We start from the raw sequence: 26,782 nt of genomic DNA, 5'->3' as shown, positions 1-26,782 counted from the left end.
TTGCGCGGTTGACCGGGGCGCGGCAGATCCGCAAGCCCCGCCAGACCCCGCTCCTTGTAACGATTGCGCCACTTGAAGACAACGGGAGCCGAGAGCCCGAGGCGTTCACTGATTCTCGCGGGAGGTACTGCCGCGTCCAGATCCAGAAGGATTCTGGCACGCTGTGCCAGGCGCTGATCGAGTGTCGTCTTGCGCAGCCACGCCCGAAGTTCTGTCCGATCCGTGGCCGGCAAGGTGAATGGGGCGGCAGGCTTACTCATGGCGGATATCCTGTGGGAATGGATAACCATCATTTTATTCCAAATCCCCATTTAAATGAATAAATTAATCAGACAAAGCCTGCTAGTCGATGTCGTCGAAGTCGATCAGCTTCTTGACGATGTAATCTTCAAAGCGGTTTTCCCGCAGGCCACTTTCACGGTTCAGGGTGAATTGTTCGCTGGTACGCAATGCCTGGCCGACGATCTCGCGCTGCCCAGGCTGGAAGTTGGGCAAGGCCCCCAGGCGGAACGGATGAAAGCCCGTGGTGACTTCGCCGGTAGGCACAACGGCGACACGCGGAATGTCGATGGTCTGCTGAACCAGAATTTCAGTGGTCTTGGCCACGACGGCGGACAGGTCCAGCGCTGGTACCCGATCGTCAGCGCCTTGCAGCATTTGCCCCTGCTGGGGTCTCAGACGTTTTTCCACTTCTGCCAGAATCTCTTGCTGGATTTCCGGCTTCAGCAATGCCGCACTGGTCGGCGCCAAGTCACGCTTTACCTCGTAGGTGGCGAGGACTTTCCACACGACATGGGCCGCCTTGAATTCTGCTTCGGTCGTAAAGACCGGCCGAATCTGTGCCTTGAGTTGCTCGCCACCAACCTCAGAGCCTGCATCCACCGCTGCCAACGCAGGTGGGACATGTGGCGCAAGATCATCATGCAGCTCCAGGCGGGTCAGCAGATTGGGCAGCACTTGAACGCTAACTTTTTTGTCCTCGCTACTGGGCGCTTCCAGGATCACCTGCTTGAGGCGGATCGGTGAATCGCCACGGTTGGCCTCATCGATGATCTCCTGGAACTTGTCGTGCGCCACGATGTTGAGACGATCCACCGCCGCCACGCCCGTACGCTTGCCATAAGGCAGGCGCAGGCCACGCCCGATGGATTGCTCGATCAGCGTGCGGGCATTGGCAGCACGCAATGGCACGATGGTGTAGAGGTTGGTGACGTCCCAGCCTTCCTTGAGCATGTTGACGTGGATGACGATCTCGGTGGGCTCCTCCGGGTTCTCCACATTCAGCAGCGCCGCTATCATCTTCTCTTCTTCGGCACCGGTGCGGCTGGAGTCTACCTGGATGGCCAAGGCGAAGCACAGCGAAGGGAAGTCCCGCTCGAAGTCTTCCAGCGTCGAAAACTCGGCTTTCAGGGTTGCCAGGATCGAGGCAACGTCCCTATCCTTACCCAGCATTTCAGGCGCGGCTTCCAGCGCACGTACCAACCGTGCCAGGGATTCGGCTTGCGGCGGCCGCAGCGACAAGCGGCCAGTGACGTGATTCTGAACACGCGAACTCATGCTTTCCCCTCATTCTTGTTCTGGTCGCTGCCCAGGTTAGGGTGATCAACCTCAAGCTGCTTCAACATCCGGTCGAAATCGCTCTCGAACAGCCTGTCCTGCACGATGCGGTATTTCTCGAATTCGCTTTCGGCGTGCAGCTTTGCCTGCTCGTGCGAAATCTTCCCCGGCCCCGTCAATATCTCGTTGCCGTTGAACTCCAGGAAGCCATCCAGGCGCTTGGCCCAATCCTGCATGGACATGGGAATTTTTCGAATCGCCTGCAATTCAGCAAAATCCAGATAGAGCGAAACGATCCGCTCCAGATAATCCAGCTCTTCCGTATTCAGGTAGTTCTTCGCCACCGATACATCGGATTTGACGATCTTTCCATGAGGTGCGGCTTCCCAGTGTGTCAGCCCCATGTTTGTCTTGTCAGCGTCGGCACGTGCGACGATCAGTTCTGCGGCAGTGTGACGATGCACTGCCCAGTGCAACTTGTTCTGTACCAGCGCGAAAAATGCCCGTGTGGTCTGTGCGTCCCTATCGTAATCGAAGGCAGTCGCGTACAGATCCGTGATCTTTTGGTAGAACTTGCGTTCCGACAGGCGAATTTCACGGATGTATTCCAACTGACGGTCGAAATACTCATCCGTGAACATGTGCCCTTTCTTCAGGCGATCCACGTCCATAGCCCAGCCCTGGATGGTGTAGTCCTTGACGATTTGCCCCGCCCATTTGCGGAACTGCACCGCACGCTCGTTATTGATCTTGAAGCCGACAGCGATGATGGCCTGGAGGTTGTAATGCTTGGCGCGGTAGTTCTTTCCATCGGAGGCAGTTATTAAGTAATCCTTAATAACTGCCTCCTGCAGCAACTCTCCGTCATCGAAGACTCGCTTCAGATGCTGATTGATGGCAGATACGGTGACATCGTACAGCGCTGCCATCATCTTCTGCGTCAGCCAGATGTTTTCATCTTCATAGCGCATTTCCACGGACTGCGGTTGATCGCCTGTGGCAGCGATGTAAGTCAGGTACTCCGCTGCCGAGGAACGAGGGAGGGGAACTGCCTGGTTCTTCTTCGTCATCAGGCGTCCCCTCCATCGCCAAACATGTCCGTCGTCCGGCTATCGCTGGGCTTTCTGCCGGACTTGGCTGCCTTCGCAGCAGGTGCTGGCGGCGACGGCTCGGCCAGCGGCAGGTTCGCCACATTCAGGCTGTAGTCGTCATGGCCCCATTCGCAACGGACCAGTAACGGCACGCAGTTCTTTCTCGAATGCATTCGATTTTCCAGAAACGTGTTCATTGCAAAGCTCCTCGAAGTAGCCTTGAGGGATGTAGCGAACCAGTTCCGGCTTCTCTTCAGAAGGCAACTCATTGAGTGGCCGCGCCTCGGTGCTTTCGTCTCGCCATGTCAAAGTACCTGTGAAGTGGCGTGCATCCGCCTCGTTGCTGCGGTCCACGAAGTTGACCACCACCACATCGTGCTTTTGCCCGTAACGGTGGCAGCGACCGATGCGCTGCTCGATCCGTTGAGGATTCCACGGCAGGTCGTAGTTGATCACCAGAGAGCAGAACTGGAGGTTGATGTTTTGCAGCGGTGTTGCCGTCAACAGGACTTTGGCATCGACGTGCTCCAGCGCATCGCGGATCGTCCGGGCAATGACATTGCCGTTCTTGTAGACATTGCGCAGACGGTGGGCTTCATCCGTGACCACCAGATCCCAATGAATGCGCTTGAGGTCATCGGCCTTGGCTTTGGCGAACTGGTAGGAGCAAATGACCGGCCCGCCTGCATGCTGGAAGGGTTGCGTGACACCTTCCTTGCGCATGGCGTTATAGTTTTTCGCTTCGAGGATCAGCCCCTGAAGATTGAACTTATCCTGTAGTTCCTGGTGCCATTGCTTGCGCAGATTGGCCGGCACGATGATTAACATCTTGCGACGCCGCTCCGCCCAATTTTGCGAAATGACCAGCCCGGCTTCGATGGTTTTGCCCAGCCCCACCTCATCTGCCAGGATCACGCCCCGCGATAGCGGGTTGCGACAGGCAAAGAGTGCGGCTTCGACCTGGTGCGGATTCAAATCCACCTGGGAGTCCACCAGCGCGCTGGCCAGAGATTCCACGCTGTCACTGGCAGCCTGCCGGGTCAGTTGCCAGGCGAAGTACTGACTTTGATGAGGGGTCAGGAAATTCATGGCCATCAATCCAGCACAACTAGAAACTCAATCGCCAGCGCTGTCGGCTGAACATCTCGAACATTGCGCTGCAGCGATACAAGGCCGTAATTGGCCATCATTCTCAGAGTGCGTGACAGGTTCGGTACCTTGCGTCCGCTGAGTTCGGCCAGTTCGGTCAGGGATCTGGGCTGCCTTTCGTGGATCAGGCGCAGCAGGCGGCGGTTGTCGTCCGACAGCACCGCTGCCAGTGAGGCCAGGGACGGAAACCAAATGCTGGGCGTCTCGCTCCCTTTGGGGGACGGTCTATCTGGCTGTCTGATGCCGACAATGCAACGCTTCATGATCGTGTGGTCCATGACATGTCCGTTTGATGATTGTATCAATGCATGATAATCATCGTCGATAAAATGTCTCTATGTAGTCCGACCACGCCTGCAACATCTCCCGCTTGCGCCTTCTTGCACCAGATGATGGAGCGAACATCCTTGGACGCCCCACGCCCTATCTCACTTCCCAATACAAAAACTGGAGAATATCTGCCCCAACAGGTCATCGCTGCTGAACTCACCCGTGATTTCACCCAGCGCTTCGTGGGCCAGGCGCAGTTCTTCGGCAAACAGGTCCAGCACCTCGTCGCTGTGGGCCGCATGCGCAGCGGCCTGCTGCAGATGGCCCTGCGCGGCCTCGAGCGCCTGCACGTGCCGGGCGCGGGCCAGCCAGGGGGATTCCGACCCCGGCGTGCGGCCCGCAATCTGCAGCAGGCGCGTGCGCAAGGCGTCCAGGCCCTCGCCCGTACGAGCGGACACCGCCAGCGCCTCGATCGGGCCGCCGGGCACCGGGCCGCCCGCGACCGCTTGCCGGGCCGCCACCGAGGCCCCAGGCGCTGCCCGCGCCACGTCATCGAGCAGATCCACCTTGTTGAACACATTCAGCACGGGCGTGCCTGCAGGCAGCCGCGCCACGATGGCTTCATCCAGTGCATCTCCAGGCTGGCGCGCATCCTGCAGGTGCACGATCACCTGGGCACGGGCGATCTCGGCCCAGCTGCGGGCAATGCCCAGACGCTCGACGGGGTCGTCCGTCTCTCTCAGGCCGGCCGTATCCACGACGTGCAGCGGCACACCGTCGATATGGATGTCCTGCACGACCCGGTCGCGCGTGGTGCCGGCGATCGGCGTGACGATGGCGATCTCGTCGCCCGCCAGGGCATTGAGCAGGCTGGACTTGCCCACGTTGGGCTGCCCGGCCAGCACCACATGCAGGCCCTCGCGCAGCACCAGACCGCTGCGCGCCGTCTGCAACACCTGTTCCAGATGCTCCAGCACCGCCCGCAGGCGCTCGGCTGCCTGGTATTTTTCGAGAAAATCGATCTCCTCTTCCGGAAAATCCAGCGTGGCTTCGACCAGCGTGCGCAATTGCACGATGGCGCCGCTCAACACCTGAATCTCAGCCGAGAACGCCCCCGAAAGCGAGGCCATCGCACTGCGCGCCGCCGCCAGCGAGCTGGCCTCGATCAGATCGGCCACTGCCTCGGCCTGCGCGAGATCGAGGCGATCGTTCAGAAAGGCCCGCTGGGTGTATTCGCCCGGCTGGGCCAGGCGCAGACCCATGGCCTGCCCGCGCGCCAGGCAGTCCTGCAGCACGCGCTGCAGCACGGCAGGCCCCCCATGCCCCTGCAGTTCGAGCACATCCTCACCCGTATACGAATGCGGCCCCGGAAAGAACAGCGCCAGGCCCTCGTCCATGATCTCGCCGTGACGATCGACGAAGCGCAGGAAATGGGCATGCCGGTCTTTCAGGGGCTGGCCGCACAGGCCTTCGGCCCAGGGCCTGAGGCCGCTGCCGGAGATGCGGATCACGCCAATGCCGCCGCGCCCGGGTGCGGTGGCAATGGCAATGATGGGATCGAGATTCGAGGACATGGCCATGGCCGCAGTCTAGGGCAGCGCCGCGCCTGCGTCCATGGGTGCCGCTCAGCTGGACGCGGATGCGGCTTTCTCGCGATCGAGGCGTGCCATGATCACCCGCTGCTGGATCAGTGAAACGATATTGTTCACGCACCAGTACAGCACCAGCCCGGCCGGGAAGAAGAACATCATCCCGCCGAAGACCAGCGGCATGATCATCATGATCCTCGCCTGGGTCGGATCGGGCGGCGTGGGGTTGAGCTTGATCTGCAGGAACATCGTGGCCATCATCACCGCCGGCAGGATGAACAGAGGGTCACGCACCGACAGGTCATCGATCCACAGGGCCCAGGGCGCGCCGCGCAATTCGACACTGCCCAGCAGCACCCAGTACAGCGCAATGAACACCGGAATCTGCACCACCATGGGCAGGCAGCCACCCAGCGGATTGATTTTCTCTGTACGGTACATCTCCATCATGGCCGCATTCATCTTGGCCCGGTCATCACCGTATTTTTCCTTGAGCTGCTGCATGCGCGGTGCCACCAGCTTCATGCGGGCCATGGAACGGTAGCTCGCCGCCGACAGCGGATAGAACACCAGCTTGATCAGCAGCGTCAGCAGGATGATGGTCCAGCCCCAGTTGCCCACCATCGAATGCAGCCACGTCATCAGCTTGAACATGGGCTTGGCCACGATGGTGACCCAACCATAGTCGACCACCACTTCCAGCCCGGGCGCCACATGGCTCATCGCCTGCTGATCCTGGGGGCCGACCCACAGCTGGGCATCGACCGATCGATGTTCACCGGGCGCGATCTCACCCATGGATTCGATGGTGCGGATCGCATACAGATTGTCGCCCACCTTCAAGGCCTGGTTGCTGCGCAGCGTGCCCTGCGGCGGCACCCAGGCACTGGCAAAGTAGTGCTGGACGATGGCAATCCAGCCGTTGTCGGCCTGTTCGATATAGCTGGCCTTGCCCTTGGCGATGTCCTCGAAGGTCATCTTCTGGAACTTGTCTTCCGAAGAATAGACCGCCGGGCCGGTGAACGTGCTGTAGAAACCGGACGTATTCGGTGGATCATTGCCGTCGCGCGTCAGTTGCAGGTACAGCGACGGGCTGACCGGCTGATCGGTCTCGTTCCAGGCCTCGTGGCGCACGTGGATGTCATAGCCCTGGTTATCGAGCACAAAGGTCTTGACCAGCCGCACCCCGCCTGCGCTGGCCTCGAACGCAATTTCGGTGGTATTGCCCTTGACCACCGGCTCGGGCGACACCAGGTGAAATGGCGTCAGGTGGGTGGGATAGCTGCTGCCCTGCGCCGCCCCCACCAGCCCTGTCTGCGCCACGTAGAAATCACCCGGCTGATCGTTCAGCAGGTACATGGGGTTGTCCGTGCTGTCGAGCGCCTTGTATTTCAGCAGGTCTGCGCGGATCAGCTGGGCCCCCAGCGTATCGAAGGTCAGTTCATAGACCCCCGTGCGCACGCTCACCTTCTGGCCGTCAGGCGCATCAGCCGTGCCGGGCACCGCCGTGCTGGCGCCGGGTTGCGATGCCACCGAAGGCAGATGGGCCGCTGCGTCGGCGGAACGCGCTGCATCGGCCGGCTGGGGCGCAGCCGCGGGCGCCTCGGTTCGGGTGGGCGCCAGGGAAAACAGCGACGGCTGACCCTGATACACCTGCCAGTTGTTCCATAGCAGCAGGAGCGACAGGCTGAATATCAGCCAGAGAATGGTGCGTCGAATATCCATGAGCGCCAGTTTCCAGAATGGGATCTAAGCAAAAGCGTGTCAGTTTAACGTGTTGAGGGATCCTGCGGCGGCGGCACGGGATCGAGCCCCCCCTCGCAACCGGGATGGCAACGGGCGATGCGGCGCATCCCCAGCCAGAGCCCGCGTGCCACGCCATGTGTCTGTATGGCTTCGATCGTGTAGGCCGAGCAGGTGGGCGTGAAGCGGCACTGCTGCCCCACCCACGGGCTGAGAAAGTAGCGGTAGAACCGGATGGGGGCGATGAACAGTGCCTTCAGCATCGGATCACCCGCGCCAGCAAAGCGTCGGCCTCTTGGCGCACGGCCCGCTTGATGACCCTGAGGCTGCCTTGCGGCGGGCGGGCGACCAGGCGAAAGACCAGATCGGTGGCCGGCAGGCTGTGCCGCTGCTGGCGCCAGGCCTCGCGCACCACCCGCTTGATGGCATTGCGCACCACGGCCAGGCGGGCCAGGCGTTTGGGGATGATGAGCCCCAGGCGCGCCTGGGGCTGGGGCTGCAACGCTGTTTCGCGCCCTTGGTGGACCACGAACAACGCCCCCCGGGCTACCCGGCGCCCGCGCAGGGCAGCCGCGTATTCGGAGGGGCGATGAAGCCGGGCTGATGGCGGAAAATCAGCAGCCATGGCAATGTACATGCCAAGCCTGGGCAGATCGGGCTGCGCAGGCCCGGGGACCCTGTCAAACGGCCAGGCGCTTGCGACCCTTGGCACGACGGGCATTGATCACCGCGCGCCCGGCGCGGGTCTTCATGCGCACACGAAAACCATGCGTACGCTTGCGACGGGTGACAGAGGGCTGAAAGGTGCGTTTCATGGCGGATCCGGAAAAGAGCTCTGAAAATATGAAGGCCTCAGGCTGAATGCCAAGGCTCTGAAAAGCCCGTTATTTCATCAAATTTTCGGGGATTCGTCAATATGCCTGATGCCTGACACCGGTCTGCGCACCCCCGCAGGATCCATGTTCGTGACCCATCGACACCCAGGCCGGGCACCTGTCCAGGCCAGCAGAAGTGCGCATTTCATCACGGCTCATCGGGGCCGGGCTGTGGATAACTTTCACCGGTACGGGTAGAATCAAGGTTTCGCCCAACATCACCATGAATGAATTCTGGCAGTCCTGCCTCGAGCAACTCGAGCAGGAACTCCCCCCTCAGCAGATCAACGCCTGGATCAGGCCGCTCATCCCGCTCGAATACGATACCGAGCAGGGCGTACTGCGCGTGTCGGCCCCCAATCGCTTCAAGCTCGACTGGGTGCGCAAGAACTTTTCCAGCCGCTTCGAGACCCTGGCATCCGAGTGGTATGGCGCCAACGTGCAGGTCTGTTTCGAACTGGCCAGCACCCAGGCGCGCCGCGCCACACTGCGCACGGATGGCCCGGGGCCCAGGGCCGACGCCGCCAGCGTCACGGGCTCGGGCCTGGATGCCACCGATGCAGGTTCAGGGCCCGCCAGCGAACCAGCCCTTGCAGCGGCGCCAGCCAGCACGCCGGCCGTGGCCGATCACTCGCGTCTCAACCGCGACCTGACCTTCGAGAATTTCGTCACCGGCAAGGCCAACCAGCTGGCCCGGGCCGCGGCCATCCAGGTTGCCGAAAATCCCGGGGTCTCCTACAACCCGCTGTTCCTGTACGGTGGCGTGGGCCTGGGCAAGACCCACCTCATCCACGCCATCGGCAATGCCTTGCTGGCCAGCCAGTCCGGCCGGCGCGTGCGCTATGTGCATGCCGACCAGTATGTGTCCGATGTCGTCAAGGCCTATCAACGCCGCGCGTTTGACGACTTCAAGCGCTACTACCATTCGCTGGACCTGCTGCTCATCGACGACATCCAGTTCTTCGCCGGCAAGAACCGCACCCAGGAAGAATTCTTCTACGCCTTCGAGGCCATGGTGGCGCAGCACAAGCAGATCATCATCACCTCGGACACCTACCCCAAAGAGCTGGCCAATATCGACAGCCGCCTGATCTCGCGCTTCAATTCGGGCCTCACAGTCGCCATCGAGCCGCCCGAACTCGAAATGCGCGTGGCCATCCTGCTGCGCAAATCCCAGACCCAGGGCCTCGAGATGCCTGAAGAAGTGGCCTTCTTCATTGCCAAGCACCTGCGCAGCAACGTGCGCGAGCTCGAAGGCGCGCTGCGCAACGTCTCGGCCTACGCCAACTTCCACGGCCGCAGCGTGCTCACCGTGGAAGTCTGCAAGGAAGCCCTGAAAGACCTGCTTTCGGTCTCGCATAGCCAGATCACGGTTGAAAACATCCAGAAGACCGTGGCCGACTTCTATAAAATCAAGGTGGCCGACATGTACTCGAAACGCCGGCCGGCCAATATCGCGCTGCCGCGCCAGATCGCAATGTATCTGGCCAAAGAGCTGACGCAAAAAAGCCTGCCCGAAATCGGCGACCTGTTCGGCGGGCGCGACCACACGACGGTGCTGCACGCCGTGCGCAAGATCACCGATCTGCGCGCCAAGCAGACCGAGCTCAACCACGCACTCCACGTACTCGAGCAAACGCTCAAAGGATAAGAACATGCAACTGACAGAAGCAAGTCGCGATGCCGTGCTCAAGCCCCTGACGACAGTGGTGGGCATTGTCGAGCGGCGCAACACCCTGCCCATTCTGGCCAATGTGCTGATTCGCAAGCAGGCCGAAGCCGTCGAGTTCATCGCCAATGATCTCGAAGTGCAGATCACCACGCGCTCGGCCTTCGGGGTGGGCGACGAGACTCAATCCACGACGGTCGCAGCCCGCAAACTGCTCGACATTCTGCGTGCCTTGCCCGAATCCAGCGTGGTGAAAATGTCACTGGATGACAACCGTCTCACGGTGCAGGCCGGGCGCAGCCGCTTTGCGCTGCAGACCATGGAAGCCATCGACTATCCGCTGGTCAACCCGGTGGACCAATGGGATGCGTCTTTTTCCATGCCACAGAAGGCCCTCAGGGATCTGTTCAACCAGGTGCACTTTGCCATGGCGCACCAGGACATCCGCCATTACCTCAATGGCCTCCTGCTGGTGCTCGAACCCGGCAAGATCCGCGTCGTCGCCACCGATGGCCACCGGCTGGCCCATGCGGGCACGGCCCTCGAGGCACAATCGGCCACACAGGATGTCATCATCCCGCGCAAGACCGTGCACGAAATGCAGCGCCTGCTGGCCGATGACGAACAGTCCATGGTGCAGGTGGATGTCTCCGGCAGCCAGATCCGCTTTCGCTTTGAGCATATCGAAGTGATTTCCAAGCTGATCGAGGGCAAGTATCCCGATTACCAAAGAGTCATCCCGACCGATTACGAATGCCATTTCGATGTCGGTCGCGAAGCCTTGCAGGCCGCGCTGCAGCGCGCCGCCATCCTCACCACCGACAAGCTCAGGGGCGTGCGCATCCAGTTGGGCGACCATCTCATGCGCGTATCGGCCAGCAACACCGAAAACGAAGAAGCCCGCGAAGAAATCGAAATCGATTATCCACACGGTCCGCTCGATGTCGCCTTCAATGTCACCTACCTGCTCGATGTGCTGGCCAGCCTGAAAGCCGACAGCGTCCGCTGGTTCATCCAGCCCAACACCAGTTCGTCCGTGCTGATCACGCTGGCGGGCGATGACGAATTCCGCTACGTCGTCATGCCCATGCGCATCTGATCACCAGCGTACTCAAACACAGGATCTTCATGTCAGAACCCACCCCCGTTCTCGCCGCAGAAACCGGCTATGGCGCCGATTCCATCAAAATGCTCAAGGGCCTCGAGGCCGTGCGCAAGCGCCCGGGCATGTACATCGGCGACACCTCCGATGGCACCGGCCTGCACCACATGGTCTTCGAAGTGGTCGACAACGCCATCGACGAAGCGCTGGCCGGCTACTGCGACGACATCGTCGTCACCATCCATGCCGACAGCAGCATCTCGGTCACCGACAACGGGCGCGGCATTCCAACCGCCATCCACCAGGGCGACGAGCATCATCGCAGCGCAGCAGAAATCGTGATGACCGAACTGCACGCCGGTGGCAAGTTCGACCAGAACTCGTACAAGGTATCCGGTGGTCTGCATGGCGTCGGGGTCTCCTGCGTCAATGCCCTGTCCGAGTGGCTGCGTCTCACCATCTGGCGCAATGGCCACGAGCATTTCATCGAATTCCACCGCGGCCAGCGCGTCGCGCCACTGAGCATCACCGGGCCATCCGAGCGCACCGGCACGCGGGTCCATTACCGCGCCGATGACCAGATATTCAACAATATCGAATACAAATACGAGATCCTGGCCCGCCGCCTGCGCGAACTGTCCTTCCTGAACAACGGGGTCAAGATCCGTCTGGTCGACGAGCGCACCGGGCAGGAAGAAGACCTGGCCTACCTGGGGGGCGTGAAGGGGTTCGTGCAGTACATGAACCGCAGCAAGACCGCCCTGCACGACAACATCTTCGCCGTCAGTACGCAGTCGGAAGCCGGTGGGGTGCCGGTGGGTGTCGAAGTCGCCATGCAATGGAACGACACCTACGCCGAGAACGTGCTGTGCTTCACCAACAACATCCCCCAGCGCGACGGCGGCACCCATCTCACCGGCTTGCGCGCCGCCATGACGCGCGTGCTCAACAAATACATTGCCGATAACGAGCTCGCAAAGAAGGCGCGCGTCGACACCACCGGCGATGACATGCGCGAAGGCCTGGCCTGTGTGCTGTCGGTCAAGGTACCGGAACCCAAGTTCAGCAGCCAGACCAAGGACAAGCTCGTCTCCTCCGAAGTACGCCCGGCCGTCGAGGAAGCTGTAGGCCGCACGCTCGAGACCTGGCTGCTCGAGAACCCCACCGACGCCCGGGCCCTGTGCGGCAAGATCGTCGAAGCCGCTCGGGCGCGCGAGGCCGCCCGCAAGGCGCGCGAGATGACACGCCGCAAGAGTGTGCTCGAAGGCGCCGGACTGCCCGGCAAGCTGGCCGACTGCCAGGAAAAAGACCCGGCCCTGTGCGAACTCTACATCGTCGAGGGCGACTCGGCCGGCGGCTCGGCCAAACAGGGCCGTGATCGCAAGTTCCAGGCCATACTGCCCTTGCGCGGCAAGGTGCTGAACGTCGAAAAAGCCCGCTTCGACCGGCTGCTCTCCAGCGAACAGATCACCACGCTCATCACCGCGCTGGGCACCAGCATCGGGCCGGATTTCAACATCGACCGGCTGCGCTATCACCGCATCATCATCATGACCGACGCCGACGTCGATGGCGCCCACATCCGCACCCTGCTGCTCACCCTGTTCTACCGGCAGATGCCCGAACTGGTGCAGCGCGGCCACATCTATATCGCCCAGCCGCCGCTCTACAAGGTCAAGGTCGGCCGCGAAGAACGCTACCTGAAGGATGACGCCGAAGAAGCCCAGTTCATGCTGCAGCTGGCTCTGAAGGATACCGAACTCGTCCCACAGAACGCCGCGGCCCCCCTGCGCGACCAGGCGCTCATGGACCTGGCCCGGCAGTACGTCACGGCCGATGCGGTGATCGCACGCCTGTCGCGCACGCTCGACACCGAGGCCCTGACGGCCATGGCCGAAGGCGTATCGATCAGCCTGGGCGACGAAGCCGCGGCCCGACAAAGCGCCGACGCCCTGCAACAGGCGCTCAACGAGCCCGGTACACCCCCTGTCGTGCAGGTACAGGCCCGCTACGATGAAATCGAAGATGCCTGGCAACTGGCCGTACTGCGGCCCCATTTCGGCAACATGCACGTCAGCGTATTCGACCGCGCGTTCGTGCGCAGCGGGGATTACGCCGTCCTGACGCGCACGGCACGCACCTTCATGGGCCTGCTCGGGCCCGGTGCGCTGGTGCGCCGGGGCGTTGGCGAGCGCCAGAAGGAAAAGAAGGTCTCCGATTTTCGCGAAGTCATGCAATGGCTGCGTGCCGAGGCCGAACGCGGGATCAGCAAGCAGCGCTACAAGGGCCTGGGTGAAATGAACCCGGAGCAGCTCTGGGAAACCACCATGAACCCCGAAGTGCGCCGGCTGCTGCGCGTCGAGATCGAAGACGCGATCGCGGCCGATGAAATCTTCGTCACCCTCATGGGCGATGATGTCGAACCCCGCCGGGCCTTCATCGAAACCCACGCGCTGCAGGCGGCAAACATCGACGCCTGAGGGGGCTCGCGCTTCAGACCGCCTCGGGCATTGCCACCAGGCCCAGGCGCTCGAACAGCCGTTGATCCGATTCGGGTACAGGGTTGGCGGTAGTCAAGAGACGCTCGCCGATGAAAACCGAGTTGGCGCCTGCCATGAAGCACAGTGCCTGCGTGCTTGCGTGCATTGTTTCACGCCCTGCAGACAGCCGTACCACCGCCGTAGGCATGGTGATGCGCGCCACTGCAATGGTGCGCACGAATTCGAACACATCCAGGTCCGGAGTATCTGCAAGCGGCGTACCGGGTACTTTGACGAGCGCATTCACAGGCACGGACTCTGGGCAAGGGTGCAGGTTCGCCAGTGCAGCCACCAGGCCCGCGCGGACCGCTCTGGATTCACCCATCCCGACAATGCCACCGCAACACACCTTGAGACCCGCAGCGCGCACACGCCTCAAGGTGTCCAGACGATCCTCGAAATGACGCGTGGTGATGATGTTGGCGTAATGCTCCGGTGCCGTGTCGAGGTTGTGGTTGTAGTAATCCAGGCCCGCTTCCTTGAGACGCTGGGCCTGGCCTTCCTTCAGCATTCCCAGGGTGACGCAGGTTTCCATGCCCAGGGCCTTGACGGCTTGCACGCGCACGATCACATCATCCAGCTGCCGGGCCGTGGGCGAACGCCATGCGGCCCCCATGCAGAATCGCTGTGCGCCCTGTGCCCTGGCCTCGCGCGCCTGGGCCAGCACCTCGGACAGCGGCATCAGCGGTGTATTGATGACCGGCGTAGCGTACCGGGAGGATTGGGGACAATAGGCACAATCCTCCGGGCATCCGCCCGTCTTGATCGAAGCCAGGCGCGAGCATTGCACTGCGTTGGCAGGATGGTATTGCCGGTGCACCGCCTGCGCCTGCAGCAACAAATCATTGAGGGGCCGGCCGAGCAGATCGAGGATCTGCTGAACTGTCCAGGCCGGTTCGAGTGTTTCCTGCCGAACAAGGGCGTGCATATCGTTCTCCCTGGTACGTCTGACCAGCGAGGATCATAATTCAGCACACGGTGTCGGACAAACATGGGGAAATAGGTTCATTATCTGTCTATTTCGTTTAAATCACATTATCTATGGCTCATTTTCTCTTATTTTAAATTTTAAACCGGGATTTTGATGTCTGTGGCGAATGCGTAAGCAATGCTATCGGCTGCCCCGGTGAACCATTAAATCACCGCAAGCCACGCATGCAACCAGCCAGCGTTCTGCGCGGCTTCGATCGCCTCGAACAGGGGGATGGCAAGAAAATACGGTGCCGCATCACGCAGGGTGCGCCAGACGCTGGACAGGTCGACCATGGCATGCTGCGGTGATGTCCACAAGCCAAATCGCGGACCGAAGCGTGGTACCCGGGCGCAATACAGATCGAATCGCGGGCTGAACGCAGCCCGCAGCAAGTGCTCTTCCTGGCCAATGATCCAGCGGAATACAAGCCATGCCAGGCTGGCCAGGACCAACCCGACCACGAAACTGCCCGTCTGCCATCCAATACCCAGCACTGCCAGCAAGGAAAACACATACAGCGGATTGCGACTGATCGAATACGGGCCATCGGTCACCAGATCGGCCCCCTTGCGCCCGCCCAGATACAGCATGCATCCGCAGCGCCCCAGGATGGCCACCACCAGACAGCACAGGCCAAGCCATTCAAGCCCTTCATGCACCCAGCCACCATCCGGCCAGGCCGAGCGCACCCACAACAATGCAGCCACTGCCAGAGCACCGAGCCCGCCCAGCGCATAGCGGCGCCATACCTGCGCATTGGCGAGCTGGAGCCAGATGGCATCGACATCGTTCTGATGACGGGCGACGGCGCAGGGTTTGGCAAGACGCCAGCACGAATTGGGCATGATCCTTTTCCATCAAGATCTTGAAGCCGCTATCGTACTCCTGAAGATGACCCGGGCCACGCCCTCTTGCAGGACTATGGAATATCTCGCTGCCGAGGCGAAAACATGAACTGCAGATGAACAGCCGCTTCAGGCTGCGTTCAGGGCGCGCACCTCACAATGGCACCATGCTCGACACGGTGTCGACGCGCATCACTACAAGGAATCATCATGCAAACCACGTCCAGGTCCTATCGCCATCTCATTGCCGCCGCCAGTATCGGCGCTGCCCTTTCAATGGGCGCTGTCCTTTCAATGGGTGCTGCCAAGGCACAAACGGCCACACCGCAGGCCCTCACACAGGTGAGCGCGCAAACCACAGCGGTTGCTGCGGCCAACCAGCCCCTTACGATCGCCAACATCTACGAGCGCATGGTCGCCGAAGGCTACCGCGATATTCGTGAAATCAAGCTGGACCACGGCCAGTACAAGGTCAAGGCCCATAACGCGCAGGGCGAGCGCGTCAAGCTCTATGTCAACACCAACACCGGCGTCGTGGAGCGCGAGCGCGTGCACCACTGAAAGAGATGTGCACTATCCACAAATTCTGTGGACAAGTCTGTGCAGTCTTGCTGAATGATGTCCGTACAGGCTGTATTGATCGTGGTTTTCCCTGGGTGGAGACTTTTTTGACCACCCAGGGGCTGCGAAGAAGACCAGACGCGTGCGAAAAACACCCAGCCTATTTGTCGAACGTGGTCAGATCGCCGTGTTCCGTATCCGCTACAAACACCGCCAGCAGGGTGGCCGGTTCTGTCTCGCTGGCATTCTCGCTCACGATGTGATGCGCGCCCGGGGTCTCGTACCAGGTCTGCCCTGCCTTGAAGACCTGTACCGGTTCACCTTCGACCTGGCTGCGAATCGAACCCGAGACCACATAGGCCATGATGAAAGCCGACTTGGCGTGCCAGTGGCTGGGTGATTTTTCGCCCGGCCTGTAGTCCACCTGGACCGCAATCAGCGACTTCCCGGGTATGTTCGTAATCGCCTGGTTGAAGACTTCCGCCGCGCCATCGGCAGGCGCATCCGCAGCGACGCCGACCGACGCCACGGTGCCCAGAAGCATCGCGCCACCCAGTGACGCAATGGCTGCATATCTTTTGAAATTCATGACGATCTCACGCAATGTGTGATCCCTTCATCATAGCTCGCAGCCTGAATTTTCCATACATGGACCATCCGGACAAGCAACCAGGCCCGTGCGATCATCTGCAATCGCCCTGTGGACAGGCACTATGGCACGCATCTGTGCCCAGGCAGTGGATGGATTGTGGGCAACCGCCCGTTCTGCACCCCGTCGCCATTTCGATCCCCAAACGGTACACAGCCGAAGCACAGGATATGACTGCCATGATTCACTCGCAAATGATTGAAATATCGGTCATAACCAACTTGTTCGAGTTATCCACAACCTTCCATCATCAATATCAGTTTGATAAAGAAGTCTATGGATAACAATGCAGGAACCACCGCCCGATTTCGGGCCCCTGATCAAGTGCGCCACGAATCCCGACCTTCGGTGTGGCGAGCACTGACGTTTCGAGTCAGGCTGGAATGCCAGTACGTAGCACCAGAGCCAGGCGCTATTGTGTTTACCGCCAACACAGACCACAATGAAAGGATGACCCCATATCTTCTGCAAGAGCTGGACGAGCAACCCCTGGCAATCATTGGTGACGTACATGGCGAGATCCTGGCGCTGGATCAACTGCTGGATCACCTGGAGCATCAGGCATCGGGGCGCTTGCTGGTCTTCATCGGGGATTTATGCGATCGTGGGCCCAGCAGCGTATCCGTCATCCAGAAGGTGCGTGACCTGGTCGATCAAGGGCGTGCCATCTGTCTGCTGGGCAACCATGAGATCAATCTGCTGGCCAACGATGCGAAAGATGGTTCGGGCTGGTTCTTCGACATCAGAGAGGCATCCGATACGCCGTTCTACGCACCCTTCGAACGCGCGACGGCGCGCGAGCGGCCCGCCATTCGGGACTTCTTCAGCCGGCTGCCGTTGGCCATACGCATGCCGGGTCTGCGCATCGTTCATGCCGCCTGGGATACGGCTGCGATCGAGGCCATCGCGCAAGTGCCCTTGGGGCACATCCTGGAATTCATTCATGAATGCAGTCAGCGTCTGGAAAACGCCGCGCACAAGGATGATTTGCACGCCCGCTATCTGGCCGAGCGGGAACGCTGGCACACCCGGCTCGAAGATCCCGATCATCCACCCCCCTATCTGGATGCAGTGGCGGACCACGAGGTGCTCGAGCAGGCCCTCAGCCCCATCAAGCGCCTGACATCCGGCATCGAAGCCCTGTGTCCGCAACCCTTCTTTTCAGGCAATCGCTGGCGATATCTGGACAGGGTGCCATGGTGGAACGATGACGCCGACCCGACCCCCGTGCTGATCGGTCATTACTGGCGGCTTTTCACGCGACCGGAAAACAGCCAGGCGTGGCGTTACAGCCGTCTTTTCGAGGGCGTTGCGCCCACTGCATGGCACGGTCGGCATGAACAGGCGTTCTGCCTCGATTACTCGGTCGGTGCACGCTGGCGCGAACGCAAGCAGCATGTACCCGTGGATCAAAGCCGGTTCAGGCTGGCCGCCATGCTATGGCCCGAGCGCAGCCTGATCTTCGACAACGGGGACGTTCTGCCGACCCACGTCAAAGCTTCTGCAAACGCTCTACAGCCTGGTCCAGGGTGACGTCGCGCTTGGCAAAACACAGGCGAAGCAGCCCGTGGCTGGCCTCGGGCGAGCCCGGGTCGCGGTAGAACGTAGCGACCGGGATGGCGGTGACACCCACTTTGTGTGTCATCTGGATGACCAGTTCCTTGGCATCGTGCCTGCCCAATGCCGATGTATCCACCAGCAGGAAGAAAGTCCCCTCTGAATGCAGCGGGCGCAGGCGCGTTGTCAGCAGACCGTCACGGAGGCGATCACGTTTCTTCTGGTAGAAGGCGGACAGGCCGGCAATTGTGCCATCGTCCGCCTGCATGAATCGGGCAATGCCGGCCTGCATGGGCGTGCTGACCGAATACACCATGAACTGATGAACCTTGCGGATTTCATTCATGATCGCACGAGGCGCACAGCAAAAGCCGATTTTCCAGCCTGTAGCGTGAAAGGTCTTGCCGAAGGATGAGATGAACACCGTCCGTGCCGCCAATGTTTCACGTGAAATCGGGCTGATCTGATGGTGCTCGTCGAATACGATGTGCTCATACGCTTCATCGGATAACAGCAGCAGATCTGGAAATCGTTTCATCAGCGTCTCCAGTGCATCCAGATCGGAGTCTTTCAGAGTGATGCAGCTGGGATTGCTGGGAAAATTGAGGATGATCATGCGCGTTTTCGCATGTACGGCATCGGCAATCCGATCCCAGTCCAGCGTGAAGCGGTCCTGTTCGGCATTGGGCGCCCGCATGGGGACACGGACAGCCTGGCCACCGGCCAACTGGACAGCGGGTTCGTACACATCATAGGCAGGATCCAGCAGGATGACCTCATCGCCCGGGTGCACCAGGGCCAGAATGCTGCTCATCAGCGCTTCGGTGGCACCTGATGTGACCGTGATCTCCTGCTGCACATCGTAGGCTCGGCCATGCTGCGTCTGCATGCGACCTGCAATGACCTCGCGCAACACCGGCAGACCCTGCATGGGTGCGTATTGGTTCAGGTTCTCCAGCATGGCATGGTGGATGGCATGGATCAGTGCGGCAGGCGGTGAATAGTCCGGATAGCCCTGTCCCAGGTTCAGGGATCCGGTCTCCAGAGCGAGCGCAGTCATTTCTCCAAAAATGGTCTGACCCATTCCAGGTAGCTTCGATAGCAGTGGTTTCATGTTGTTAAAGTGGGAAAAGTGGTTGAAATAAGTTTATTTTTGGGGCACAGAACGACAACACCAGATACAATCACGCTCAGGGAATACCATGATTTGCCTTGGTTGCAGGCGTGGTTATTCTTACTGATGCAATGCAATCTGGCAGTACGCACGTTTCACACACGGCTTGCCCCGTCGCCTTTGGCACTTCGGCACGATCTGTTTGGTTCCAGCGTTCTTGATTCATTGTTCTTTTTCTTTTCATTATGGACGTTACAAATCATGGTTCAAACAGGCAAAGTCAAGTGGTTCAATGCCGAAAAGGGTTTTGGGTTCATCACCCCTGATGCCGGCGGTGCCGATGTTTTTGCACATTTTTCTGCCATAGAAGGCCGTGGCTATCGCAGCCTGAACGAAGGTCAGGAAGTTCAGTTCGAAGTCAAGGATGGCCCCAAGGGCCCGCAAGCGGCTGAAATTCGTCCGCTGTAACACGCTGGGCGTCATGAAAAAGGCACACTTTCGAGTGTGCCTTTTTTTGGCACGCGATACAAGACAAGAGGGCGTGAAGCTGGGCTGGGTATGGCGTTCATGGAACTGCATGGTCCGGGCTCCAAAAGGGTTGCCAAAGTCTTTGAGTCATCTTCAGGCGGTTATCCACCTTGCTCACAAAGTATGTACAGGTCATGCACAGGCTTGTCCACAGCGTTGTACAGGTCGTATATGGTGCTGATCCTGTGCCCTCCAGCGTAGAACTGCGCGAGCAGTGTGCTTGTCTTCCGTGTTTTCAATCGGGTATGGGCGGCATTTCAGGCGGTTGGTGCATGAAGCAATGCGTGGTGCTGGCGGTAGTGAATACCATCATTATGGCGCATGGAGTGCATGATGGCTGCGCCCATGCAGCCTGATGCGTGCAATGCCTTCAGATCTTTTTCAGATCTCTTCACATGCGAACCGGTCGCAAGCAGGGTAGCGCCGTTCTGCACAGGACACCGCAGGCCTGATCGGAAAGACTGGACTCAGCAGCCGGACCGAAAGGCCAGGTTTGGCAGCTGGAAGCAGGCCGGGATGCGCATCCAGCGTATCCATGCCCCAGTAGTGTCCGGTTAAATTCCGAATAAATTCAACTGGTTAGAAAATTGCTGACTTCCCGATCTGTAGTCAATGGCTGAAAAGGCTTGTTCTATGGGCATTTTCTCGAAAAGAGTGACCGACAATATCTGTAGCAATGTGTAAAGCGAGGCTTCGACTCCGAGCCGTTTTTGACGATGGCAACCAGGACGTCGACCGAGACGGTGATCCAGATCTGGGTCTTGACCGCGTTCTCCAATGTTCCATAAAACCGTTTGATCCGAAGATGCTGCTTGATCCACTTGAAGAACAGTTCGACCTACCAGCGATTGGGATACAGGACGCAGATCATGGCGCTGGGCAATGTCATCTGGTTGGTGATGAAGACCAGGATCTTGCCAGTTTCCGGATCCTTGAGTCGAACCCGTCGCAGTTGGTCTGGATAGCCGCGACGGGTGTAAAAACCATCGATGAAGCTTGGGATGCTGCCACGCATGTCCAACAGCGTCTTTCCAGCATTCATGGATACCTTCGGGTCGATACCCGGAAGACTGCACGAACTGATGATGGCTGTCCAAATCGACACCACCTGAAAACAGCTGGGAACCCGCGTCAATCATGGCTTTCCGCTCTCTTTCCATCAATGTAACCGGACACTGCTGTCCATGCCCATATTCGCAATCCACGCCGCTGTGCTTGAAGTGGACGGGTGTTCCACGTGGAACAACATACTTGAGTGGTATCCCGATCCGATGTGCGGAAAAGACCACGTTTCTCGGATTATGGATATCTGGCGCGAACAGGATGCATGGCGTGGACGGTCGACCGAAACCACGTGCGCACGCCGTAAAGCTGCTTGTTTCGAGGTGGGTTCGACGAGCTGGGTTTGACGAAGTGGGCTCTGGTTTCGCCGCCTACCGCACTACAAGCTGGCGTGGAGCGGCAGTTGGACGGGGCAGCCTGCTGGTGACCAGTAACCGCGCCATGAGCGAATGGGGCGAGGTCGTCCGCGATGCCGCGGTGGCCACTACCATTCTGGATCGGCTGCTGCATCACAGCCACGTCCTCACCAGACGGGGCGATAGCTACCGGCCGCGTACAAAACGCCGGTCGGAGTTCGTCAAGCCGAGCTCTGCTGCCATCGAGCAGCCGTTCGTTCAATCGTAGGGGGTCAGTTTCAGGTGTCGCTCGACACTTCCTTTGCACCCTTGGGTGCCACGCATCCGCAAGACGGAGAGGAGGATGTCAATTTTGTCACCATGCGAATGATTCAGGCACGCTGGTGCCAGCAAGACCCTATCAATGAGGACGAGCTTGCACAGGCTCCTGAACAGGCTGAATGTCACTCGATCCATCTGCACCTCTGGATGCCGGGCATCAGCAAGAGGGCGAAACCGGGCGTCATGGCTTTGAGGACTTCCCGATGGTTTTCATGTTCCACGTGAAACCATACGACAGGACTGGCTATAATTTCGCTCTCGGCAAAGGATTGGCGCCAGGATATTCTGCAACGTGCGTCCGCCTGGATCGCGCGAGACAAAACCTTTGCCGCATCGTTGAATGATATGAACTACCCTGAAACTTTTGATGTACTGGTGATCGGCGGCGGCCATGCCGGGACGGAAGCGGCGTTGGCTGCCGCGCGCATGGGCGCTTCGACGCTCCTGCTGACCCACAATGTGGATACGTTGGGGCAAATGTCCTGCAATCCATCCATCGGTGGCATAGGAAAAGGGCATCTGGTCAAGGAGATCGATGCGTTGGGCGGGGCAATGGCACTGGCCACGGACCGTTCGGGCATACAGTTCAGATTGCTGAATCGTTCCAAGGGCCCGGCGGTCCGAGCAACGCGTGCGCAAGCCGATCGATCGCTGTACCGGCGTGCCATTCGCATGGCCTTGCAATCCGCCCCGAATTTGATGATTTTTCAACAGTCGGTGGACGATCTGATTCTTGCAGGCGATCGGGTTGTTGGCGCGAAAACGCAGATTGGGCTGGAATTCCGCGCGCGAACCGTCGTGTTGACCGCTGGTACATTTCTGAATGGCCTGATGCATGTGGGCCTGGAACATCACGCGGCGGGTCGTGCCGGTGATCCGCCGTCCATCAGCCTGGCGCGCCGGCTTCGTGACTTGGCGCTGCCGCGTGGGCGGCTGAAGACCGGCACGCCGCCGCGCATCGATGCGAAAAGCATCGATTTCTCTCGACTGGAGGTGCAGCACGGCGACGTGGACCCGACTCCGGTGTTTTCGTATCTTGGCAGCAGCGATCTGCACCCGGATCAGGTGCCTTGCTGGATCACGCACACGACCCGCGAAAGTCATGATATCGTCCGCTCCGGCTTGAGCCGCTCGCCCATGTACAGTGACGAGGGCACGATCGAAGGGATTGGTCCGCGCTATTGTCCGTCCATAGAGGACAAAATCCACCGTTTTGCGGACAAGACCAGCCATCAGGTGTTTCTGGAGCCCGAAGGCGCGTCCTCTTGTGAAATTTATCCCAACGGGATTTCCACCAGCCTGCCCTTCGATATCCAGTATGCGCTGGTCCGTAGTTTGCCGGGTCTCGAGCAGGCACGCATCATGCGCCCTGGGTATGCGATCGAATACGATTATTTCGATCCCCGCCATCTGCATCCATGGCTGGAGACTCGTGCGATCCATGGTCTGTTCTTTGCGGGCCAGATCAACGGCACCACGGGCTATGAAGAAGCCGCTGCACAAGGTCTGCTGGCGGGTGCCAATGCAGCACTGCAGGTCCGTGGCGAGGCCCCCTGGACGGTCGCCCGCAATGAGGCCTACCTTGGCGTTCTGGTGGATGACCTGGTCACCAGAGGGGTGACGGAACCGTACCGCATGTTCACGTCCAGGGCAGAATACCGCCTGAGCCTGCGTGAAGACAACGCGGATGCGCGTTTGACCGAATCGGGGTACCGGCTGGGTCTCGTGGACAAGGTCCGCTGGACGGCGTATTGTCGCAAGCGGGACCAGATTGCCGCGGAAATCGAGCGTCTCAAGGAAACCCATCTCAATCCGGCCGTATTGCAGGCTCATGAACGGCAGGCACTGGGTCTGACCAGGGAAGGCGTGCGTCATTCCCTTCATGATCTGTTGAAACGGCCTGAAGTCAGCTATGAGCGCTTGATGCAGCTTGTCGATCATGAAGGCGCCCTGGTCGCTGGCCCCGGCCTGGCGGATCCGGTCCAGGCTGATCAAGTGGGCATCCGCATCAAGTACGCCGGTTATGTAGACAGGCAGCAAGAGGACATCCGTCGTCAGCAGACCATGGCCAACCAGGATATTCCGGCAGATTTCGATTACGCGCAGATTCCCGGCCTGTCCCATGAAGTGCGCCAGCATCTGATGACTGTACGTCCGCACACTGTAGGCCAGGCTGCGCGTGTTCCCGGTGTGACACCAGCGGCCGTTTCGCTTCTGCTGGTGCACCTGAAGCGCCGCCAGCGCAAGCTCAACGCGGCCTGAGCGTGTCCATGAAATCACAGAACCCCGAACTCGATGCCAGGCAGCCCGGAATCCGCCAGCCCGGAACCAGGCAGTCCGGAGCCATGCCGTCCGTATCAGACCGCTTGCCCGGCCCCTATCCGGTCATCCAGGGGGGGCTGGCAGTCGATGCCGCCAGTGAGGCGCGCCTGAATCATGCACTGGCGGCCATGGGGCTTGCGGATGATCAGGTGCACGGGCCCCGTCTGCTGGCCTATCTGCATCACCTGCAGCGCTGGAACAGGACGTACAATCTGACGGCGATCCGTGACCCGGCGCAGATGCTCGTGCAGCACCTCTTCGATAGCCTGGCCGTGCTGCCGACCCTGCGCGAACTGGCCATGCAGCGTGCGCAGCGCGCGCTGAAAATCGCCGACGTGGGTTCAGGCGCCGGCCTGCCCGGTATCATCATTGCTCTGTGCGAGCCGCGATGGACCGTCGTCTGCATCGATGCCGTGGGCAAGAAAACAGCCTTCATGCGTCAGGTGGCCGGTCTGCTGGGGCTGACCAACGTGCAGGTGCAGCAGGGCCGTATAGAGTCCATGCCCAGTGTGCAGGCCGACATCGTGATTTCCCGGGCCTTTGCATCCCTGGCGGATTTCGTGCGGCTGGCGGCGCATCACTGCAATCCGGATGGCCTGATGCTGGCCATGAAGGGCCAGGATCTGCCCGCCGAACGTGAAGATCTGCTGCAGCACACCGATTGGCACGTGGCTCGGGCCATCGGGCTGCAGGTGCCTGAACTGGCTGCGCAACGCTGCCTGCTGCAGCTGGCACCCAACGCCACTGGCACCGAACCGATGAGGCCATGTGATGCCTGAGACCCTACCAACCAGCGCCCGCATTTTCTGCATCGCCAACCAGAAAGGCGGGGTGGGCAAGACGACCACCAGCATCAATCTGGCCGCGGCGCTGGCGCAACTGGGCAAGAACGTCCTGCTGGTCGACCTCGATCCGCAGGGCAACGCCACCATGGGCAGTGGCATCGACAAGAACGAGGCCGCGGTCAATCTCTATCAGGTCTTGATCGGTGCGGCAGACATCCGCGAAGCCCGCCTGCGTTCGCACACGGGTCAATACGATGTCCTGCCGGCCAACCGCGAGATGTCCGGCGCCGAGATCGACCTGGTCCAGATGCCGGGCCGCGAAACACGGCTCAAGCAGGCGCTCTCCAGCGTGCAGGATGAATATGATTTCGTGCTGGTCGACTGCCCGCCCACCCTGTCGCTGCTGACCCTCAATGGCCTGGCCAGTGCACACGGCGTCATCATCCCCATGCAGTGCGAGTATTTTGCCCTCGAAGGCCTCTCGGATCTCGTCAACACCATCAAGCGGATCTACCGCAATCTGAACCCGGATCTGGAACTCATCGGCCTGCTGCGCGTCATGTACGATACCCGCGTGACCTTGCAACAGCAGGTGTCGGCACAGCTCGAGGCGCATTTTGGTGAAAAAGTATTCCAGACCATCGTGCCACGCAATGTACGCCTTGCCGAAGCACCCAGCCACGGCATGCCCGGCGTCGTCTACGATCGGTCCTCGCGGGGCGCCAGAGCCTATCTGGCTTTCGGCGAAGAACTCGTGCGCCGGGTCGGCGGCATGGCGCGGTGACCCGCCGGGCAAGGCACCCGATCGAGCCGCGGGTCGGCGCCCGGCTCGCTCGGTCCGCTCGGCCGTGCCGATCAATCAACAGGAATGAGTCATGGCAACACGCAAGAAAGGATTGGGACGCGGGCTGGATGCCCTTCTGGGGGTGGATCAGGGCGCGCTCGACAGCATCGGCAAGCGTTCGGGCCACCCTGCCAGCCTGTCGCTGGATGTTCTGCAGCCCGGGCGCTACCAGCCGCGCACCCATATGGACGAAGAAGCCCTGAACGAGCTTGCGGAGTCGATCCGCTCGCAGGGGGTGATGCAACCGGTGCTGGTGCGCCCGCTCGAAGCCTCGCCCGGCCAGTACGAAATCATCGCCGGCGAACGCCGCTGCAAGGCAGCGCGCCTGGCAGGCCTGGCCGAGGTGCCCGTGCTGGTGCGTGAAGTCGCTGATGAACATGCCGCCATCATGGCGCTGATCGAGAACATCCAGCGCGAGGATCTGAACCCGCTCGAAGAAGCCCAGGGGGTGCGTCGCTTGCTGGATGAATTCGGTCTCACGCACGAGCAGGCTGCGGCGGCGATCGGCCGTTCCCGCTCGGGGACCACGAATCTGCTGCGTCTCCTGAACCTGGCCGGTCCGGTCCAGACCATGCTGCTGGCGGGTGATGTCGACATGGGGCACGCGCGCGCGCTGCTGGCCGTCGATGGCGCACGCCAGATCATGCTGGCCAACGAGGTGGTTGGCCGCCGTCTCTCGGTGCGCGAAACCGAGAAACGGGTCGCGCAGGCCCTGCGCGATGCCGATGCCGGGCATCCATCGCGGCCGTCCGATTTCAGCCCCGCGCGCACGGCGACCCCTGCGGGTGACGTGCGTCGTCTTGAACAGACACTCTCCGAACAATTGGGCACGACGGTGACGATTCGCACCCGGCGCAGGCAAGGCGGTGAGCTGGTGATCGCATGGCACGACTGGGCGCATCTGGACGCGCTGCTCGAACGCCAGGGCTTGTCGGCTCCAGATGAGGCCTGATGCAGGGCTCCGTCCGGATTCCATTGAAGTCAGGGCGCGGCCTCCTGCTCTGGCGGGTGTGCGTTCAGGGCGCGCCTTCAGGGCGCCCGTGTGCCTGGATCAGGCAGGTGCCCCTTGAACAGGCCCGTGCCCCTTGAACAGGCCCGTGCCCCTTGAACAGGCCCGTGCCCCTTGAACAGGCCCGTGCCCCTTGACAGATAAAAAAAACCTCTTCATAATTCGGGGTTCGCTTCGGTGGGGTGCCCGAGTGGTTAAAGGGGGCAGACTGTAAATCTGTTGGCCTTGCGCCTACGTTGGTTCGAATCCAACTCCCACCACCAGGCGAACA

General features: G+C 60.5%; 25 protein-coding genes, 1 tRNA gene and 2 pseudogenes. 13 read left to right on the top strand and 15 right to left on the bottom strand.

All coding sequences use genetic code 11. From position 1 onward, the window contains the following. The 10 genes and pseudogenes from WCY17_RS12800 to rpmH all read right to left on the bottom strand — a co-directional run. A partial coding sequence (locus tag WCY17_RS12800; RefSeq protein ID WP_372702577.1) for a helix-turn-helix domain-containing protein occupies window positions 1–260 on the bottom strand: 260 nt, incomplete at its 3' end. Window positions 261–345: 85 nt separating this feature from the next. Continuing rightward, window positions 346–1,344, bottom strand: a pseudogene (locus tag WCY17_RS12795) (type III restriction endonuclease subunit R); the annotation flags it as partial. A gap of 209 nt (window positions 1,345–1,553) precedes the next feature. Further along, entirely contained in the window at window positions 1,554–2,627 is a 1,074-nt protein-coding gene (locus WCY17_RS12790) for a virulence RhuM family protein (protein ID WP_372702576.1), read from the bottom strand. A gap of 138 nt (window positions 2,628–2,765) precedes the next feature. Next, window positions 2,766–3,743, bottom strand: coding sequence for an SNF2-related protein (locus WCY17_RS12785; RefSeq protein WP_372702575.1), 978 nt, complete (start codon window positions 3,741–3,743; stop codon window positions 2,766–2,768). Continuing rightward, on the bottom strand, window positions 3,743–4,060 hold the full coding sequence (locus WCY17_RS12780) for a helix-turn-helix domain-containing protein (RefSeq protein ID WP_372702580.1): 318 nt from the start codon (window positions 4,058–4,060) through the stop codon (window positions 3,743–3,745). Before WCY17_RS12780 ends, WCY17_RS12785 begins: the two co-directional genes overlap by 1 nt. A 165-nt stretch (window positions 4,061–4,225) precedes the next feature. Then, on the bottom strand, window positions 4,226–5,647 hold the full coding sequence (mnmE, locus tag WCY17_RS12775) for a tRNA uridine-5-carboxymethylaminomethyl(34) synthesis GTPase MnmE (protein WP_372702574.1): 1,422 nt from the start codon (window positions 5,645–5,647) through the stop codon (window positions 4,226–4,228). A gap of 45 nt (window positions 5,648–5,692) precedes the next feature. Then, window positions 5,693–7,381 carry a membrane protein insertase YidC gene (gene yidC, locus WCY17_RS12770; protein ID WP_372702573.1) on the bottom strand — a complete coding sequence of 563 codons (1,689 nt, stop codon included), beginning with the start codon at window positions 7,379–7,381 and terminating at the stop codon, window positions 5,693–5,695. Window positions 7,382–7,425: 44 nt separating this feature from the next. Beyond that, window positions 7,426–7,662, bottom strand: coding sequence for a membrane protein insertion efficiency factor YidD (yidD, locus tag WCY17_RS12765; protein WP_372702572.1), 237 nt, complete (start codon window positions 7,660–7,662; stop codon window positions 7,426–7,428). Then, on the bottom strand, window positions 7,656–8,024 hold the full coding sequence (gene rnpA / locus WCY17_RS12760; RefSeq protein ID WP_372702571.1) for a ribonuclease P protein component: 369 nt from the start codon (window positions 8,022–8,024) through the stop codon (window positions 7,656–7,658). The genes yidD and rnpA overlap by 7 nt, the downstream gene beginning before the upstream one ends. A gap of 55 nt (window positions 8,025–8,079) precedes the next feature. Continuing rightward, window positions 8,080–8,214 (bottom strand): 50S ribosomal protein L34, encoded by a 135-nt coding sequence (rpmH, locus tag WCY17_RS12755; RefSeq protein ID WP_132472335.1) that lies wholly within the window; start codon window positions 8,212–8,214, stop codon window positions 8,080–8,082. 283 nt (window positions 8,215–8,497) lie between these two features. Here rpmH and dnaA point away from each other — a divergent pair, with 283 nt between their 5' ends. The 3 genes from dnaA to gyrB are packed head-to-tail and all read left to right on the top strand — an operon-like array spanning window position 8,498 to window position 13,525. Next, window positions 8,498–9,925, top strand: a complete 1,428-nt coding sequence (dnaA, locus tag WCY17_RS12750; protein ID WP_372702570.1) for a chromosomal replication initiator protein DnaA — start codon at window positions 8,498–8,500, stop codon at window positions 9,923–9,925. A 4-nt stretch (window positions 9,926–9,929) separates the two neighbouring features. Continuing rightward, a complete protein-coding gene (dnaN, locus tag WCY17_RS12745; RefSeq protein WP_372702569.1) occupies window positions 9,930–11,042 on the top strand; it encodes a DNA polymerase III subunit beta in 1,113 nt (370 codons plus the stop codon). A 29-nt stretch (window positions 11,043–11,071) separates the two neighbouring features. Next, complete coding sequence (gene gyrB, locus WCY17_RS12740) at window positions 11,072–13,525, top strand: DNA topoisomerase (ATP-hydrolyzing) subunit B (protein WP_372702568.1); 2,454 nt, start codon at window positions 11,072–11,074, stop codon at window positions 13,523–13,525. A gap of 13 nt (window positions 13,526–13,538) precedes the next feature. On the opposite strand, the gene bioB is transcribed toward gyrB, so the two are convergent. Both bioB and WCY17_RS12730 read right to left on the bottom strand, forming a co-directional pair. Further along, a complete protein-coding gene (bioB, locus tag WCY17_RS12735; RefSeq protein ID WP_372702567.1) occupies window positions 13,539–14,513 on the bottom strand; it encodes a biotin synthase BioB in 975 nt (324 codons plus the stop codon). Window positions 14,514–14,719: 206 nt separating this feature from the next. Beyond that, a complete protein-coding gene (locus tag WCY17_RS12730; RefSeq protein WP_372702566.1) occupies window positions 14,720–15,403 on the bottom strand; it encodes an isoprenylcysteine carboxylmethyltransferase family protein in 684 nt (227 codons plus the stop codon). Window positions 15,404–15,613: 210 nt separating this feature from the next. Here WCY17_RS12730 and WCY17_RS12725 point away from each other — a divergent pair, with 210 nt between their 5' ends. Continuing rightward, window positions 15,614–15,964 carry a PepSY domain-containing protein gene (locus tag WCY17_RS12725; protein WP_372702565.1) on the top strand — a complete coding sequence of 117 codons (351 nt, stop codon included), beginning with the start codon at window positions 15,614–15,616 and terminating at the stop codon, window positions 15,962–15,964. Between the two features lie 160 nt (window positions 15,965–16,124). On the opposite strand, the gene WCY17_RS12720 is transcribed toward WCY17_RS12725, so the two are convergent. Continuing rightward, window positions 16,125–16,553 carry a cupin domain-containing protein gene (locus WCY17_RS12720; RefSeq protein WP_372702564.1) on the bottom strand — a complete coding sequence of 143 codons (429 nt, stop codon included), beginning with the start codon at window positions 16,551–16,553 and terminating at the stop codon, window positions 16,125–16,127. A gap of 510 nt (window positions 16,554–17,063) precedes the next feature. Between WCY17_RS12720 and WCY17_RS12715 the strand changes: the two genes are divergently transcribed. Further along, window positions 17,064–18,146 (top strand): metallophosphoesterase, encoded by a 1,083-nt coding sequence (locus WCY17_RS12715; RefSeq protein WP_372702563.1) that lies wholly within the window; start codon window positions 17,064–17,066, stop codon window positions 18,144–18,146. On the opposite strand, the gene WCY17_RS12710 is transcribed toward WCY17_RS12715, so the two are convergent. Next, the gene (locus tag WCY17_RS12710) at window positions 18,106–19,284 is read right to left on the bottom strand and encodes a methionine aminotransferase (RefSeq protein WP_372702562.1); all 1,179 of its coding nucleotides are present in this window, start codon (window positions 19,282–19,284) and stop codon (window positions 18,106–18,108) included. The two genes, WCY17_RS12715 and WCY17_RS12710, sit on opposite strands and share 41 nt — an antisense overlap. A 261-nt stretch (window positions 19,285–19,545) precedes the next feature. Here WCY17_RS12710 and WCY17_RS12705 point away from each other — a divergent pair, with 261 nt between their 5' ends. Next, window positions 19,546–19,752, top strand: a complete 207-nt coding sequence (locus WCY17_RS12705; protein ID WP_372702579.1) for a cold-shock protein — start codon at window positions 19,546–19,548, stop codon at window positions 19,750–19,752. 614 nt (window positions 19,753–20,366) lie between these two features. Here WCY17_RS12705 and WCY17_RS12700 read toward each other — a convergent pair. Next, window positions 20,367–20,803 (bottom strand): annotated as a pseudogene (locus tag WCY17_RS12700) (transposase); the annotation flags it as partial. 146 nt (window positions 20,804–20,949) lie between these two features. Between WCY17_RS12700 and WCY17_RS12695 the strand changes: the two are divergent. The 7 genes from WCY17_RS12695 to WCY17_RS12665 all read left to right on the top strand — a co-directional run bounded on the left by WCY17_RS12695 (window position 20,950) and on the right by WCY17_RS12665 (window position 26,774). Continuing rightward, the gene (locus WCY17_RS12695) at window positions 20,950–21,498 is read left to right on the top strand and encodes an ATP-binding protein (protein ID WP_372702561.1); all 549 of its coding nucleotides are present in this window, start codon (window positions 20,950–20,952) and stop codon (window positions 21,496–21,498) included. Window positions 21,499–21,670: 172 nt separating this feature from the next. Further along, on the top strand, window positions 21,671–21,895 hold the full coding sequence (locus WCY17_RS12690) for a hypothetical protein (RefSeq protein WP_372702560.1): 225 nt from the start codon (window positions 21,671–21,673) through the stop codon (window positions 21,893–21,895). Between the two features lies 1 nt (window position 21,896). After that, window positions 21,897–23,813 carry a tRNA uridine-5-carboxymethylaminomethyl(34) synthesis enzyme MnmG gene (mnmG, locus tag WCY17_RS12685; protein ID WP_372702559.1) on the top strand — a complete coding sequence of 639 codons (1,917 nt, stop codon included), beginning with the start codon at window positions 21,897–21,899 and terminating at the stop codon, window positions 23,811–23,813. 83 nt (window positions 23,814–23,896) lie between these two features. Continuing rightward, the gene (gene rsmG / locus WCY17_RS12680) at window positions 23,897–24,652 is read left to right on the top strand and encodes a 16S rRNA (guanine(527)-N(7))-methyltransferase RsmG (RefSeq protein ID WP_372702578.1); all 756 of its coding nucleotides are present in this window, start codon (window positions 23,897–23,899) and stop codon (window positions 24,650–24,652) included. Then, window positions 24,645–25,442: a ParA family protein gene (locus WCY17_RS12675; RefSeq protein ID WP_372702558.1), complete on the top strand. Its 798-nt coding sequence runs from the start codon at window positions 24,645–24,647 to the stop codon at window positions 25,440–25,442. Before rsmG ends, WCY17_RS12675 begins: the two co-directional genes overlap by 8 nt. 91 nt (window positions 25,443–25,533) lie before the next feature. Continuing rightward, window positions 25,534–26,454, top strand: a complete 921-nt coding sequence (locus tag WCY17_RS12670; protein WP_372702557.1) for a ParB/RepB/Spo0J family partition protein — start codon at window positions 25,534–25,536, stop codon at window positions 26,452–26,454. Between the two features lie 233 nt (window positions 26,455–26,687). Next, a tRNA-Tyr gene (locus WCY17_RS12665) sits at window positions 26,688–26,774 on the top strand. The last annotated feature ends 8 nt before the right edge of the window (window positions 26,775–26,782 follow it).

The organism is Castellaniella sp., from assembly GCF_041677825.1.
In the GTDB taxonomy this organism is placed as follows: domain Bacteria; phylum Pseudomonadota; class Gammaproteobacteria; order Burkholderiales; family Burkholderiaceae_B; genus Castellaniella.
The sequence above is the reverse complement of the archived record's forward strand: the minus strand, read 5'-3'. Positions and strand labels throughout refer to the sequence as shown.

Bases quoted from the DNA above. Each gene is read 5' to 3' on its own strand.
- WCY17_RS12790 (WP_372702576.1), bottom strand. From the start codon at position 2,627: ATGACGAAGAAGAACCAGGCAGTTCCCCTCCCTCGTTCCTCGGCAGCG.
- WCY17_RS12785 (WP_372702575.1), bottom strand. From the start codon at position 3,743: ATGGCCATGAATTTCCTGACCCCTCATCAAAGTCAGTACTTCGCCTGG.
- WCY17_RS12780 (WP_372702580.1), bottom strand. From the start codon at position 4,060: ATGAAGCGTTGCATTGTCGGCATCAGACAGCCAGATAGACCGTCCCCC.
- mnmE (WP_372702574.1), bottom strand. From the start codon at position 5,647: ATGGCCATGTCCTCGAATCTCGATCCCATCATTGCCATTGCCACCGCA.
- yidC (WP_372702573.1), bottom strand. From the start codon at position 7,381: ATGGATATTCGACGCACCATTCTCTGGCTGATATTCAGCCTGTCGCTC.
- yidD (WP_372702572.1), bottom strand. From the start codon at position 7,662: ATGCTGAAGGCACTGTTCATCGCCCCCATCCGGTTCTACCGCTACTTT.
- rnpA (WP_372702571.1), bottom strand. From the start codon at position 8,024: ATGGCTGCTGATTTTCCGCCATCAGCCCGGCTTCATCGCCCCTCCGAA.
- rpmH (WP_132472335.1), bottom strand. From the start codon at position 8,214: ATGAAACGCACCTTTCAGCCCTCTGTCACCCGTCGCAAGCGTACGCAT.
- dnaA (WP_372702570.1), top strand. From the start codon at position 8,498: ATGAATGAATTCTGGCAGTCCTGCCTCGAGCAACTCGAGCAGGAACTC.
- dnaN (WP_372702569.1), top strand. From the start codon at position 9,930: ATGCAACTGACAGAAGCAAGTCGCGATGCCGTGCTCAAGCCCCTGACG.
- gyrB (WP_372702568.1), top strand. From the start codon at position 11,072: ATGTCAGAACCCACCCCCGTTCTCGCCGCAGAAACCGGCTATGGCGCC.
- bioB (WP_372702567.1), bottom strand. From the start codon at position 14,513: ATGCACGCCCTTGTTCGGCAGGAAACACTCGAACCGGCCTGGACAGTT.
- WCY17_RS12730 (WP_372702566.1), bottom strand. From the start codon at position 15,403: ATGCCCAATTCGTGCTGGCGTCTTGCCAAACCCTGCGCCGTCGCCCGT.
- WCY17_RS12725 (WP_372702565.1), top strand. From the start codon at position 15,614: ATGCAAACCACGTCCAGGTCCTATCGCCATCTCATTGCCGCCGCCAGT.
- WCY17_RS12720 (WP_372702564.1), bottom strand. From the start codon at position 16,553: ATGAATTTCAAAAGATATGCAGCCATTGCGTCACTGGGTGGCGCGATG.
- WCY17_RS12715 (WP_372702563.1), top strand. From the start codon at position 17,064: ATGACCCCATATCTTCTGCAAGAGCTGGACGAGCAACCCCTGGCAATC.
- WCY17_RS12710 (WP_372702562.1), bottom strand. From the start codon at position 19,284: ATGAAACCACTGCTATCGAAGCTACCTGGAATGGGTCAGACCATTTTT.
- WCY17_RS12705 (WP_372702579.1), top strand. From the start codon at position 19,546: ATGGTTCAAACAGGCAAAGTCAAGTGGTTCAATGCCGAAAAGGGTTTT.
- WCY17_RS12695 (WP_372702561.1), top strand. From the start codon at position 20,950: ATGGCTTTCCGCTCTCTTTCCATCAATGTAACCGGACACTGCTGTCCA.
- WCY17_RS12690 (WP_372702560.1), top strand. From the start codon at position 21,671: ATGTCACTCGATCCATCTGCACCTCTGGATGCCGGGCATCAGCAAGAG.
- mnmG (WP_372702559.1), top strand. From the start codon at position 21,897: ATGAACTACCCTGAAACTTTTGATGTACTGGTGATCGGCGGCGGCCAT.
- rsmG (WP_372702578.1), top strand. From the start codon at position 23,897: ATGCCGTCCGTATCAGACCGCTTGCCCGGCCCCTATCCGGTCATCCAG.
- WCY17_RS12675 (WP_372702558.1), top strand. From the start codon at position 24,645: ATGCCTGAGACCCTACCAACCAGCGCCCGCATTTTCTGCATCGCCAAC.
- WCY17_RS12670 (WP_372702557.1), top strand. From the start codon at position 25,534: ATGGCAACACGCAAGAAAGGATTGGGACGCGGGCTGGATGCCCTTCTG.